Source organism: Zymomonas sp., from assembly GCF_020216885.1.
GTDB lineage: Bacteria > Pseudomonadota > Alphaproteobacteria > Sphingomonadales > Sphingomonadaceae > Zymomonas.
Map to the genome: position 1 here is coordinate 1 of NZ_JAIWON010000118.1, position 13,188 is coordinate 13,188.

The following is a 13,188-nucleotide window of genomic DNA, read 5'->3' on the forward strand; positions in this document are numbered from 1 at the left end:
TCAATATCAAATTGGACAAAACCGGCGGCTTGACTGCTGCCATCGACATTATGAAACAAGCGCGCAGTCTTAATCTTAGTATTATGGTTGGCTGTATGGTTTGTTCGTCTTTGTCACTGGCACCCGCCTTCCATCTAGCCACACAGGCTGATTTTGTTGATCTCGATGGTGCTGACTGGCTTGTGCATGATCGTAATGACGGCATGACGCTCGATAACGGGATTTTGCATCCACCCTCTGCTACTTTTTGGGGTGGAGCTTAATAAAAGCCATTTCATTCGGATAATAAAGACAATAAAAAAGCCGCCTGAAAACAGGCGGCTTTTTTTGCAAAAACAATGGTAAAAAATCAGAGAGATTCTTCGCTGTTGGTTTCTGCATTGTCATCGGCATCTGCAACAGCTTCTTCAGCTTCGGTTGCAAGACCGGGTTCAGCATTGGGATCATAGTCTTCGGTGAAGCTTGCGCCATCACGTTCAAACATCTGATTCATAACGTCAACGCCTTCAGCCTGCAGTTCAGCTTCTTCAGGTGAACGAGCAACGTTGACTTTGATTTTGACGGAAACTTCCGGATGCAAGACAACGCGGACTTCAGAAATACCGATGGACTTGATCGGGCGATCAAGAACGATCTGGTTTTTCGTGACTTTAGCTTCCGGTTTGGTTTCAACGATAGCTTCAGCCAAATCGCGCGCAGAAACAGAACCATAAAGATGGCCAGTGTTGGAAGCCTGACGAATCAGGGTAACGGTCAAACCGTTAACGACTTCGGAATCTTTTTCTGCATCCGTGCGACGAGCCGCATTATCGGCTTCGATCTGGGCGCGGTTAGCTTCGAAAATTTTACGGTTGGCTTCGTTAGCACGCAAAGCCTTCTTACGGGGAAGAAGGAAGTTACGGGCATAACCGTTTTTCACGGCAACAACGTCACCGATATGACCAAGTTTCTCGATACGTTCGAGCAGGATAACATCCATGGATCGGGCGCTCCTTACTTAACGATGAAGGGCAGAAGCCCGATGTGACGGGCGCGCTTGATGGCGCGAGCCAGTTCGCGCTGTTTTTTTGCAGAAACAGCAGTGATACGACTGGGAACGATCTTGCCCCGTTCAGAAACAAAGCCCTGAAGAAGACGAACATCTTTATAGTCGATCTTCGGCGCATCTTTAGCGGCGAAAGGGCAGCTTTTGCGGCGACGGAAGAAAGGACGTGCCATAGTATTTTTTCCTTTCAGGCTTAGGCTGCGTCACGATCGCGGCGACGATCGCTGCGGTTTGAACGGTCGCGATCACCCCGACGCATCATAGCCGAAGGGCCCTGTTCATGGGCATCGACACGGACAGTCATGTAACGGATGACGTCTTCATTCAACGCCATCTGGCGTTCCAGCTCTTGGATAGCATCAGCCGGAGCATCGATTTCCAGCATGATGTAATAGGCTTTACGGTTTTTCTGGATGCGATAAGCGAGGTTACGCAAGCCCCAGATTTCGGTCTTTACGACCTTACCGCTTTTTTCTTCGATAATAGAGGTTGCCGTAGCGGCAAGCCCATCGACCTGCGTCTGTGCAAGGTCTTGACGGGCAAGAAACACATGCTCGTAAAGAGGCATCGTCTGTCCTTAAATATTGGCCGATCGCTGACGTGGCACCATGCCAACGCCCCTCCGGCTGTCGTTTACTTAATTCGGGCCATTAAAAAATAACCGCCTCAAACTAAGACGATCATTAAAAGATCATTGAATGAAAAGATAAAAGATTTTTCACTCAAAAACGCCCAGACATTTATTAGGTCTGATAGGTGGGAGGCAATGCCGCATTTCGTCTTTTTTTGCAAGATGTTTTATAAAAAGATCATAATCTCGGCCATTTTTTGGAAAAGACCAGATATCCGCCCGCCTATCGCCCAATCAAAAGAGAAAAGCTTTTTCCCCAAAATAAAGCGATATTGTCAGTCATGACCGGCTGATATAAAGCATAGGGCATTATTCTAAATAACTCAGCTTCCATAAAGACGGACGCAAGGGCAAAGGCTTTTCGACGGCTATGGGATATTGGCTCTTGCCATCGGTTATTTTTTTTGGCTGATATTTGGCCATTTCTGTTTCAAGACAAAATATATAAGGAATCTGATCCATGCGTGCCTTTATCTTTCCCGGACAAGGAAGCCAGTCTGTCGGCATGGGGCAGGCGCTCTTTGATGCTAGTCTGGCGGCTCGTCATGTTTTTGAAGAAGTCGATGAAGCGCTCAAACAAAATCTGTTCCGCCTAATGTCGCAAGGGTCAGAAGAAGACTTGCGGCTGACCGAAAATGCCCAACCGGCGATCATGGCCAATTCAATAGCAACGCTCGCCATGCTTGAAAAAGAAGACAACATCCAGCTTACGGATACCGCCTCTTTTGTTGCCGGTCACAGCCTTGGGGAATATAGCGCCTTGGCGGCTGCCGATGCTTTTGACCTCCCGACCACAGCGCGCTTACTGAAAAAACGCGGTCAAGCGATGCAGGCCGCGGTTCCTGTTGGGGAAGGCGGTATGGCCGCTATTTTGGGTCTGGATTTTGAAACAGTCGAATCCATTGCCAAAGAAGCCGCTGAAAATGATATCTGCCAAGCCGCTAATGATAATGCACCGGGGCAGGTCGTTATTTCGGGAACCTTAGCCGCTATCGAACGCGCGGTTGCCCTTGCCAAAGAAAAAGGCGCAAGACGCGCAGTTATGCTCGATGTTTCAGCCCCTTTCCATTGCAGCCTGATGCAGCCCGCTGCCGATGTCATGGCCAAGGCCTTAGAAGAAAATCGGCCACAGCAACCGATTGTGCCTGTTTTTGCCAATGTATCGGCCACGGCTGAAACTGACCCGACCAAAATCATGAATTTACTGGTGGAACAGGTAACCGGACGGGTGCGCTGGCGTGAATCCATTGCGGCTATGGCTGCCGCTGGTGTGGAAGAATTTGTTGAATTTGGCGGCAAGGTGCTGACCCCGATGATCAAGCGGATTGCCCCTGATTGTAAAGCCACCAGCTTGATTTCACCGGCTGACATCGAAAATTTTGCAGCCAGTTTGTAATTCTATAGACTTTAATCAGCCCCTCTTCTGGTTCTATACTCTAACCAGACAGGGGGCAGGAGAAAATCAATGTTTGATCTTAATGGCCTGACCGCGCTTGTCACGGGCGCTTCCGGTGGCATCGGCTCTGCCATTGCCAAAGCCTTGGCTGATCAAGGCGCACAAGTAGCCTTATCCGGCACACGCGAATCCGCGTTAAAAGAAGTTGCCGCGATTTTACCGAATGATCCGATTATTCTTCCGGCTAATCTTGGAGAAAAAGAAGATGTTGAACAGCTTGTTCCGCGCGCTTTAGAAAAGCTCGGCAAAATTGACATTCTGGTTAATAACGCGGGTATCACGCGCGACGGGTTAATGATGCGGATGAAAGATGAAGATTGGGCGGATGTTATCGCGCTTAATCTGGAATCCGTTTTCCGTCTTAGCCGCGCTGTCATCAGACCGATGATGAAGACCCGCTTTGGCCGTATTATCAATATCAGTTCAGTCGTCGGCCAGACCGGCAATGCCGGACAAGCGAATTATGCTGCGGCCAAAGCAGGTATGATCGGGATGTCAAAATCACTGGCACGGGAAGTGGCCAGCCGTGGCATTACGGTCAACTGTATCGCTCCGGGTTTTATCGAAACCAAGATGACCGATATTCTGACGGAACAGCAAAAAGAAGCCGCGAAAAGCCAGATTCCAGCCGCTCGTTTCGGGGATATTCAGGATATTGCGGCCGCCGCCGTCTATCTCGCTTCCAAAGAATCCGGCTATATGACCGGCCAAACGCTCAGCGTTAATGGCGGTATGTCGATGCTTTAAGCTCAAAATACGGCATAATAAGGCGCATCGCCTATGATCCCGTATTGATAAGACGTTGTCAGGAACAGGATATCATCATATCCTGTTCCCGATTTTCTATCCTTGGCCGTTTATGGCGTTTTTTCCATCCCGTTATTTTTGGGGGTCACTTGTCGATTTTTAAGTCCGGCTTTGCGCCTGTCCTTACCCTGTCGTTTGCATCACTTCTGCTTGGCGGTTGTGTCGTTCATCATGGCCAATTTGACGAAATGGGGTCAATGACTGTCCGGCGCAGCAGCTGTCCGGCTGTCGCGGTGCCTGATTATACCGGCGATGTCACGCTTTTTAATCCGTCCGATCAACGCAGCGCTTCGGCTATTGATATCGAAGCCGTCATCACCAAATTAAGACCGAAATGCGATGATACCGCATCAGGGCCCGTCGTCACTCACCTGACCTTTACCGTTCAGGCCAGAAGACGCCATGTCGGCGGCGCAAGGGATATCACCTTACCTTATTTTGTGGCGGTCATGCGGGCAGGGACGCGCCTTCTTTCCAAAGAAATGGGAACGGTCAGAATCCATTTTGAACCGGGTCAGATGGCAACCGATACCGAAGTCACGACCAGCTCGGCTATTGACCATGATTCCGCTACTTTGCCACGGGATATTATCCGGCAGTTAAACAAGGTCAGACAGGTCACCGATGTGGATGCCTCGGTTGACCCGACGAACGACCCGAAAGTTAGGGCAGCGATGAAAGAGGCCAGCTTTGAAATGCTGGTCGGTTTCCAATTAACGGAACCTCAATTGGCCTATAATGCCACGCGGTAACATTATTTAAGAAAAATCGGCTGGAATTTCGGCTAAAGAGAGCCGAATAAAAATTTAGGCAGATAAATGCGCTATCTTCTGGTAGAGAAGCGCAAATTTCGTCATTATAAGAAGATATAGACTTTATTTTCGGGGTTTAGGGAGATTTCGACATGGGCGGCATGAGTATTACACATTGGATCGTTGTTGCGGTCGTCGTCATGATCTTTTTCGGAAAAGGCCGTTTTTCCGATATGATGGGCGATGTCGCAAAAGGCATCAAAAGCTTCAAAAAAGGCATGTCTGAAGACGACAGCACGCCACCTGCCGCCCCACCGGCTCCGGCACCTCGCTTGGAAAATCAGCCCCTTCCGCCAGAAAATACGCCGCAAAATACGGCACAGAATGTGGCAAACGACATCAAAAACAATCAATAACTGATTGTTCGAATAGAATATTACCTCAAACGATCAGAAGGCTTAACCGCTTTCTATCCTTTGGCAGGTCGTGCGGATTTTTAAATGTTTGATGTCGCCCCTTCAGAACTTTTACTCGTTGCGGTGGTCGCCTTGGTGGTCATCGGGCCCAAAGACCTACCCCGCGCTATGCGGGTCGTCGGTCGATGGCTTGGAAAAGCGCGAAAATTGAGCCGCCATTTCCGTTCCGGTATTGATGAAATGATTCGTCAATCCGAAATGGAAGATATGGAAAAACGCTGGGCAGAAGAAAATGCCAAGCTGCTTGCCGAAAATCAGGGGCAGGGTAATCAAACCGTATCACCCTCTACCCCTTCTACAACATCACCCATTTCCGATGATCCAGCAGAACAGAATATTGTTTTCACGTCTCCCGCTGATTTGGAAGTGAATACGGCAGACACAATCCACCCTGCCGCCAATCATACAGAAACAGCCGCAACGACCGCTGCCTCGCCGTCGGCCATGCCCAAAGAAGCTGACCAGCAGGAAAAACAATCATGAGCGAGACGGACGACATTCATGACGAAGTGGATGAAAGCGCAGCCCCGCTGCTCGATCATCTTCTGGAATTACGAAAAAGATTACTCATCAGCTTGGTTGCCCTAGGGATAGCCTTTCTGCTTTGCCTCCATTTTTCTCGTTCTATCTTCGCTTTTCTGGTGCAACCCTTGCTTCGGGCAGGACAAGGTAGGCTGATCTATACCGATATTTTTGAAGCCTTCTTTGTCGATATCAAAGTGGCCTTTTTTGCCGCTATCATGCTGGCCTTCCCGATTGTCGCGATGCAGATATGGCGTTTTATCGCTCCGGGGCTTTACAATAATGAAAAAAGGGCTTTTCTCCCTTTCTTGGTCATGACGCCGCTGTTATTTTTGGTCGGTGCCTCTATGGCCTATTATGTTGCTATGCCCATCGCCCTTCATTTTTTATTGGGTTATCAAGGCAATATCGGCGGCGTGCAACAAACCGCTCTACCGGCTGTCGGCAATTACCTGAATTTTGTCACAAAATTCATTTTCGGCTTTGGTGTCGCCTTTCTTCTGCCTCTCGTGCTGCTGCTCTTAGAACGGGCAGGATTCGTTACTCGTCAACAATTGGTGGCGGGTCGCCGCTATGCGATTGTCGCTTCTGTCGCTATTGCTGCGGTTCTCACGCCCCCCGATATCGTTTCTCAATTATTGCTTGGGGTGCCGCTGATCCTGCTTTATGAAATGGCTCTTCTGGCAATGCTTTTTGGCGAAAAACGTCGCAAAAAAGAAACCGATATCGTCGTTGTAGAAGACTGACATAAAAGACAAGAAAAGCCATTCTCACAATAAAAATCTTAAAAAAAAGAGGGCGCAACGCCCTCTTTAAAACTACCTGAATTTTACGCCCACCTATCCGGCAACGCATAAATCTCTCTATCTTGGGCGGCGATAGGCCATATGTAAAAAGTAAATGCCTATAACCATCAATAAAGAAATCTTGCCGATTTGCCCCCAAGAAAGGCTTTGAACAAGACCAATAGCTGTGATCATCGCCGCGAAAAGACACAGCCATCCAGCGATCATATAGCTAGGCCTCATTAACCGCCTTATATGCGCTTTGATCTTTTGTTTCTGTTGCTGCGGGGAAGACTCTAAATAGTAAAACAGACTGCCAATAACAATCGTTGCCACGACTATAAAGATAACCATTCCGAAAAACTTCCTAAAATTAACGATAGAGGCGTTCAGCCTATGCTTTTTTATGGGAGTAGGGAGGCGTATCTTATTTTCTAAATAATGTGAAAGCCCTTAAGCTACCTCTGCGGCAGTGAACTGTAATCCTGCACACCCTTTCAGAAGTTTACGTTTCTAAGCTGCCTGTGCGGCAGTGAACAAGATGTAAAGTTTCGCCTGCGCCTAGATTAATTTCTAAGCTGCCTGTGCGGCAGTGAACCTCGGCGCACTATTTATGGCTGATTGTATGGATTTCTAAGCTGCCTGTGCGGCAGTGAACCTTTTGTGGCACTGGATAACGAGCAGCGAGACTTTCTAAGCTGCCTGTGCGGCAGTGAACATTAGTCAAGAACTTTATCTCCGGCACCCATATTTCTAAGCTGCCTGTGCGGCAGTGAACGTAAGGCCACTAAAACCGCCATTGCACATCATTTTCTAAGCTGCCTGTGCGGCAGTGAACTAGAGGCAATAGATAGAATCGCCCCTAAAATAAAGGGATATCTCGCCAAAAAGGCAAAATAACCCTAAAAAATACGCCCATATGTAACATATTGAATTTAAATGATTTTTTATACCCTCGAAAAAAGAGGGTCAAAATAAGGGTCAAATTTGACCTTAGAAGAGTCTTCACAATATCAAAAAGCCATACATTCTTTAGGCCGTGCTAATAAGAAAATCCATACTCAAGGCTAATATACGCAGCTATTCTCTCGACCAATCTTCGGCAATGCGCAGCATTGAATAGCGCTTATGCTCCTCTATTCTCGCTATGCTAGGGCTGAAAACGAAACGCATCCATCCAAATTTAACGCTCGGCGGCCATAAGGCGGGTGTAACCTACCACTGTCAGAAAGCTCATTATTCATGGTTAAAACGGCTTAAAAAGATAGCCATGCCACAACAAGGCAAAATCAAACCCAATTCTGGCTATGTTTCAAAAATATAGAACACGGCCTAATCTAAAACCACGCGATAAAAGGATAAAAAAGGCCGCTCCTCAAAAGAGCGACCTTAAAATATCCTATTTATTTCTTTCGGCAGAATTAGACATCGACTGTCCGGCAGAAGAAAGATCTTGTCCGAAACCCTGTACCGTATTGCATGCAGCCAAGGCCAAAACAGCGGATGCCATTAAACAATGTATCAAAATACGCATTATTCCCCCATCCGGTGCCTTATCCGCACCTAATTCCAGATTTCATAAACGCTCTGGCATATGAAGAAATCGCCTTCACAGCAAAGTTCTTTTACTGAATTTATATGAACCACAGAATAATGAAAAAACATAAAAAAATGACCCGGAATGTCAGTGAGGGGGGAGGAGGAGACATTCCGGATCATGAATTTTAAGAAAGTCAGGCTAAGGGGGATAAGCCTACGGACAATCTTGCCAATAAAACTGCCCGCAAAAAGGAAAGTTCCCGTTATCCCAATAATTTTTGATAAATTTTGAAGCACATGACAATCTGTATAATATGCGGATATAAAAGGTAGAAGCTGTCTTTCCCGCACTATTTTCCGGCTGGGTGGTAGCCGCCCGACCCCTTAGGCAAGAAGGTGACATTTAAATATAGGACAGAAAAAAGATATCACCCCGATAGAAAAGGCCTCATCAAGGCTTAATCCGGCAATATATCGATATCGTAATAATAATAGCCGTCTTCTTCTTTCTCTACCGATTTACCGCCCAACTGCCGCCCAAAGGCGCTGATAATCCGCCGAATAACTTCATTACCCTTACGGGAAGATAGCTGTTTCAAGGCCTCGGCTCGGATCTCCATGCCCGCATGGTCGGGGGTGTTTTCAAATTCGGTGCCATGACGATGCAGAATAATGGTAATCGGTAACAACGGGTCAACAGCCAAAGAAAAATCGACAATTTCGACCAGAATAAAGGCAATCGGCATCGCCTTTTCCAAAGGCACAAAAACCTGATCTATCTCGGTTTCAATCTGAAAATTCTTTTCAAATGTTTGCAAGCTGGTTTGTAACCCATTCACCAACTCTTTAATCAGCAAGGATAAATCCAGCCCTTGGCCTTTATCCAGCTCATTATAATATTGGCGCTGAACAATCGCCAAGGCATTCACTCGCCGCTGGATCGTGGCATAGGCGGATTTTTCTTTGGCGGTTTCGGCTCTGCGGCTATGGATGCTCAATAGGCTGGACACAACCTGAAGGTTGTTTTTCACCCGATGATGCACTTCGCGGGTCAACATTTTCTGATGCTGTAAGGCATTGCGAAGGGCGCGTTCATGGGCGGCCAATCTAACCGCAACATGATAAAAGGCCTTGCTAACCTGTCGGATTTCTCTTGCAGCCCCAATCGAGGCTGGTTTTATCTTCTGTATTTCGCCTGTTTTACCATAATCGACAATCGCGCTTTGAGTGCGCCGCAGGGGACGCAATAGCATATAATGAACAACCACCCAACCGATGCTCGCCGTCATAAACCAGATCAATACGGGCAACAAAACAAACAGCAAATCGACTTTTCTAAAAGGGGGCAGGTTGTTATCGTAAATCAGGTTAATAGAATTATCAAAAGTCGGAATAACCACCGGATGGCTTTGCTTTAACAAAGGCTTCTTCGGCGATATCAACGGCAATAAATGGCTTTTTTGGGCTAGGAAAAGCGCGGACCCATCAGGAACAACCTTCCGCTCAATAATTTTCAATAAAGATTCTCGGCCAATCTGTCCGACGACCAGATATTTTGACAGCGGATAATGCCCACCCAAAAAAGAGAATTGGAGCTGTCCTTCGTTTTCCAGAATATCGACATTATAAAAATTATTTTCACCGGCTGGCTTAAAGGGCAAAAGCACCGCCTGATTCACTTTAAAATTGTCACTTTTGCACAGCAACCGCCCCGATATATCCATCAAGGCATAATCCACTGGGACAAAACCAAGGCTTTGCATATGCTGAATCAGAAGGGAGCATTCGCCCAGATCGGCAAAATCATAGCTACCTTCTTCGTCAAAGATATTCCTGACATCATAGGCCAAGATATCAACAGAATCGTCAATCGTGCGCGCGCTCTCGGTCGCAATAAGCTGCGCTTCTTTTTGGTGATTAAGGCGGTATTGATGGGACGAAGCGATAAAGGCTCCAAGCGCAACAAAACTCGGCGGAAGCTGTGCCAAACTTAAAACCACCAACATCCGAAACCATGTGGGCATGGAAACGAAAAGCAGAAATAACCGACGGGTCAAAAGCTGCTTTTTGTGGAAGGTTTTTGAAGGCGACTTTTTAAAAAATGCCTTCATAAAGCACCGATCCGTATCGTTATCAATTAGTTGAGTTTTGCCAAAAGGGCTAGAATGTCATCAGGCACCGCTTCTTCAACCGTCTGCTGATAGACATTACGCAGGGCAAAACCGATTGCGTTTTTTCGATCTTCCGCCTGCGTTGCCGATTCATCAGCATGTGCGGCATTTCCGGAAGAAGCCGGTAATTCTTGGGATACTGGCCTTTTATGGTTATGTGCTGTCATGCTGCCATTCATCTTAGTTATTCTATGATTGGGTCGGATACGGTTCAGTCTTACCGAGGTAATCTATCTTTCTTATTATAAGATCCATTCATTCTGTCCAGAATCATTATAAAATTTCAACCACAAAAAATGGCTGGATTGATAAGAATTTTTAAATTTGATCTACCTCGAAAAAACTTTTTTATTTTATTCGAATTACAAAATGTCTGACTGGCATTTTCGGTCAGAAAGTGCCAGACTTCATAAAAAGAAACAAAATATTATAGGCTTTGTTCCTGTCCCATTTCGGGATCTCTTTTATTTTCTCAAAATTTAACGATTAAAGCGTTAACCTAAAAAGAAAAAAGCCTACAGGAATTTAGTCTTTCTTGACGCTTCTCGCTGTCGTTTTCGGCACTGAATAGTTCAAAAACGGCGGAATCGGGCCATTCCAATCAATCGCTGTTTCCAAAGCGACAGGCTTCACACGCCGCAAATTTTCAGGACGCAAAGCTTGTTCCTGAGTCCGCGCTTTGCTGACAGGACGCGAAGCTGTGTTTCTTGTGGCTTGTTTTTTAGGAAAGTCATCTTCACCGCTATCCAGCCGATCTTCTGGTGATTTTTTCGGGGTTTCGGCCTTTCTTGGGGCTTTCCTTGGGCTAGCCGCGGCTGATTTCTCTTGCGCAGGCTTTGCTTGTTTGGGGCTAGCCGCTTCTTCGCTTTTAGACGGATAGGCGTTTTTCTTTCTGTTCCCTAAACGGGGAATTTCAACGCCCATCAATTTTTCAATCGCGGAAATCGCCTCTTCATCAGAGGGGGTAACAAAGGTCAAAGCCTCTCCACTAGCGCCGCCGCGTCCGGTGCGGCCAATGCGATGGATATAGTCATCAGGATGGGTCGGCACATCAAAATTAAAGACGTGACTGATCCCTTTAACATCCAGTCCTCTTGCGGCGATATCGGAAGCGACCAGAACGCTGATCTGACCCTTTTTGAAACGGTCAAGCTCGCTGCCACGCTCTGGCTGGCTCATATCACCATGAATCTGACCGACGGAAAAGCCTTGCTGCTCCAAGGTTGTCGCCAACTGTCTCACGGTCGTTTTACGGTTACAAAAGATAATCGCCGTATGGTCTTTTTCTTTTTTTTGCATATCGCACAGCTTCTTTTTCTTCGAACGGGGCGATACTTCAATTAAACGCTGGTCAATCAGGGTATTGGCCGTTGCAGGCCGGCTAATTTCAATTTGTTTCGGGTTGGACAAGAAACGATCAGCCAGCTTTTTAATCGCAGGCGGCATTGTTGCTGAAAAAAGCAAAGTCTGACGACTGGTTGGCAATTTCGTGCAAATGGTTTCAATATCGGGAATAAATCCCATATCGAGCATCCGGTCAGCTTCATCAATGACCAGCATTTCACAGCTTGAAAGCAGGATTTTCCCCCGCTCGAACAAATCAAGCAAACGTCCGGGGGTTGCGATCAAAACATCTACCCCTTTTTCAAGGGCAGCTTGCTGTTCTGCCATCGGGACACCCCCGATCAGCAAAGACATCGATAATTTATGATATTTACCATATTTCTCGAAATTTTCGGCTACTTGAGCCGCCAATTCCCGCGTCGGTTCCAAAATCAGGGAACGCGGCATTCTTGCCCGACACCGCCCATGCGCCAGAATATCAATCATCGGCAGAACAAAACTAGCGGTTTTGCCGGTGCCAGTTTGAGCAACCGCGATCAGGTCACGCATCATCAAAACAGACGGGATAGCCGCTGCCTGAACAGGGGTGGGTTCTTCATATCCCAATTCGGTAACGGCTTGCAGTAGTTCTTTTGAAAGGCCTAGATCGGCAAAGCTCATGAAATATCTGACCAGAAACAGGCGATAATCCTTATCGGACATCGCGGATGAAATAAAATAAGATGCGGCATCCACATCTTGATAAGTGAAATTCTGCTATAGCAACGGATATCCAACCCCGCAAATTAAAGTGAATCTTAATTCACCGTCGCGGTCATGTCCGAGCCTTTTAGTGTTTAAGAACACCTTCAACCACACGGAATCGGTTAATCAGACATTCGCCCCCCCATCTGGCATAAACAGGGTCACGCTTGGCACATATCTGTCCATCACGGCCTGCATGAACATAAAAGCCAGAATAAAAATCAAGGGCAGGGCAATGCTCCAAATGCGCTCTTATCCGGCTGCCACCCTTTAACATCAAATCAACGCTATCTTTTTCAGAAACGGCAGCGGCACCAATATCTTCTGGTGAAACGCATTTCGGGCCCTTTTTCTCATGCCAGACCGCTTCAGGTGGAGGCGGCGGGGCATTATAGGGCGAATCCGGTGGCGGAGGCGGCGGGGGTAAAGGTCTTTGGTTTCGGCCATTGGCATTTCTGACATTCAAATGGATTTCCATCACACCGGAATGTGGAAAATGGCGGGGCGGCATAGCCGACAAGGGCAAGGAAAAAAACAGGCATCCCCCGATAACGGGGCGAAGCAAAAATGCGTATCCCTTTTCTATCAATGACATAATCTTGGCATAAGACCGCAAATTTCCCCTTGCTTTCGCCAGAGCATGGCAAAAAAAATATGAATTTCCGATGAATCTGATTGAAGTCAATCCATAAAATCCATCAAGATAGAAATAGCTGTTTCTACTTAATTATTCTTTTCAGTTCTTGTTATTCGTCCTACTATCCCCTTCACTTTGACTAAAACGAAACCTACACTCGTTTGGCAAAGAAATGACAAGCCATATTCATTTAGGAGAGCGTTGTTATGGCAAGAATCGCAAATAAAGCAGCCATAGATGCTGCATGGAAAGACGTTTCCGAATGCTCGGAAAAAACTT

General features: G+C 46.9%; 15 protein-coding genes, 1 pseudogene and 1 CRISPR repeat array. Of the genes and pseudogenes, 7 read left to right on the top strand and 9 right to left on the bottom strand.

Annotation, left to right across the window (positions count from 1 at the left end):
• Window positions 1-263 (top strand): annotated as a pseudogene (locus LDL18_RS06710) (dipeptide epimerase); the annotation flags it as partial.
• 86 nt (window positions 264-349) lie between these two features.
• Here the strand turns inward: LDL18_RS06710 and rplI are convergent.
• From rplI to rpsF, 3 genes are read right to left on the bottom strand one after another with little or no spacing between them, the layout of a single operon-like run.
• Window positions 350-979, bottom strand: coding sequence for a 50S ribosomal protein L9 (rplI, locus tag LDL18_RS06715; protein WP_296508037.1), 630 nt, complete (start codon window positions 977-979; stop codon window positions 350-352).
• Between the two features lie 14 nt (window positions 980-993).
• Window positions 994-1,218, bottom strand: coding sequence for a 30S ribosomal protein S18 (gene rpsR, locus LDL18_RS06720; protein WP_011241043.1), 225 nt, complete (start codon window positions 1,216-1,218; stop codon window positions 994-996).
• 20 nt (window positions 1,219-1,238) lie between these two features.
• Entirely contained in the window at window positions 1,239-1,613 is a 375-nt protein-coding gene (rpsF, locus tag LDL18_RS06725; protein ID WP_011241042.1) for a 30S ribosomal protein S6, read from the bottom strand.
• A gap of 523 nt (window positions 1,614-2,136) precedes the next feature.
• On the opposite strand from rpsF, the gene fabD reads away from it, so the two are divergent.
• The 6 genes from fabD to tatC all read left to right on the top strand — a co-directional run bounded on the left by fabD (window position 2,137) and on the right by tatC (window position 6,435).
• Entirely contained in the window at window positions 2,137-3,072 is a 936-nt protein-coding gene (gene fabD / locus LDL18_RS06730) for an ACP S-malonyltransferase (protein WP_296508043.1), read from the top strand.
• A 69-nt stretch (window positions 3,073-3,141) separates the two neighbouring features.
• On the top strand, window positions 3,142-3,879 hold the full coding sequence (gene fabG, locus LDL18_RS06735) for a 3-oxoacyl-ACP reductase FabG (protein WP_296508045.1): 738 nt from the start codon (window positions 3,142-3,144) through the stop codon (window positions 3,877-3,879).
• A gap of 149 nt (window positions 3,880-4,028) precedes the next feature.
• Window positions 4,029-4,691: a hypothetical protein gene (locus LDL18_RS06740; protein ID WP_296508046.1), complete on the top strand. Its 663-nt coding sequence runs from the start codon at window positions 4,029-4,031 to the stop codon at window positions 4,689-4,691.
• A gap of 152 nt (window positions 4,692-4,843) precedes the next feature.
• The gene (locus tag LDL18_RS06745) at window positions 4,844-5,107 is read left to right on the top strand and encodes a twin-arginine translocase TatA/TatE family subunit (protein WP_296508049.1); all 264 of its coding nucleotides are present in this window, start codon (window positions 4,844-4,846) and stop codon (window positions 5,105-5,107) included.
• Window positions 5,108-5,191: 84 nt separating this feature from the next.
• The gene (gene tatB / locus LDL18_RS06750; RefSeq protein WP_296508051.1) at window positions 5,192-5,650 is read left to right on the top strand and encodes a Sec-independent protein translocase protein TatB; all 459 of its coding nucleotides are present in this window, start codon (window positions 5,192-5,194) and stop codon (window positions 5,648-5,650) included.
• Window positions 5,647-6,435, top strand: a complete 789-nt coding sequence (gene tatC / locus LDL18_RS06755) for a twin-arginine translocase subunit TatC (protein WP_296508052.1) — start codon at window positions 5,647-5,649, stop codon at window positions 6,433-6,435. Before tatB ends, tatC begins: the two co-directional genes overlap by 4 nt.
• A gap of 117 nt (window positions 6,436-6,552) precedes the next feature.
• Here the strand turns inward: tatC and LDL18_RS06760 are convergent, their stop codons facing one another.
• The 6 genes from LDL18_RS06760 to LDL18_RS06785 all read right to left on the bottom strand — a co-directional run bounded on the left by LDL18_RS06760 (window position 6,553) and on the right by LDL18_RS06785 (window position 12,837).
• Window positions 6,553-6,828 carry a hypothetical protein gene (locus LDL18_RS06760; RefSeq protein WP_296508054.1) on the bottom strand — a complete coding sequence of 92 codons (276 nt, stop codon included), beginning with the start codon at window positions 6,826-6,828 and terminating at the stop codon, window positions 6,553-6,555.
• A 96-nt stretch (window positions 6,829-6,924) separates the two neighbouring features.
• A CRISPR array of direct repeats spans window positions 6,925-7,312; the repeat unit is 28 nt; unit sequence TTTCTAAGCTGCCTGTGCGGCAGTGAAC.
• A gap of 561 nt (window positions 7,313-7,873) precedes the next feature.
• Window positions 7,874-8,008 carry an entericidin A/B family lipoprotein gene (locus tag LDL18_RS06765; RefSeq protein WP_012816905.1) on the bottom strand — a complete coding sequence of 45 codons (135 nt, stop codon included), beginning with the start codon at window positions 8,006-8,008 and terminating at the stop codon, window positions 7,874-7,876.
• A gap of 463 nt (window positions 8,009-8,471) precedes the next feature.
• On the bottom strand, window positions 8,472-10,124 hold the full coding sequence (locus LDL18_RS06770) for a sensor histidine kinase (protein WP_296508057.1): 1,653 nt from the start codon (window positions 10,122-10,124) through the stop codon (window positions 8,472-8,474).
• A gap of 26 nt (window positions 10,125-10,150) precedes the next feature.
• On the bottom strand, window positions 10,151-10,351 hold the full coding sequence (locus LDL18_RS06775) for a NepR family anti-sigma factor (protein ID WP_296508059.1): 201 nt from the start codon (window positions 10,349-10,351) through the stop codon (window positions 10,151-10,153).
• Window positions 10,352-10,709: 358 nt separating this feature from the next.
• On the bottom strand, window positions 10,710-12,230 hold the full coding sequence (locus tag LDL18_RS06780; RefSeq protein ID WP_296508063.1) for a DEAD/DEAH box helicase: 1,521 nt from the start codon (window positions 12,228-12,230) through the stop codon (window positions 10,710-10,712).
• Between the two features lie 127 nt (window positions 12,231-12,357).
• Entirely contained in the window at window positions 12,358-12,837 is a 480-nt protein-coding gene (locus LDL18_RS06785; protein WP_296508061.1) for a hypothetical protein, read from the bottom strand.
• Window positions 12,838-13,188 lie beyond the last annotated feature (351 nt).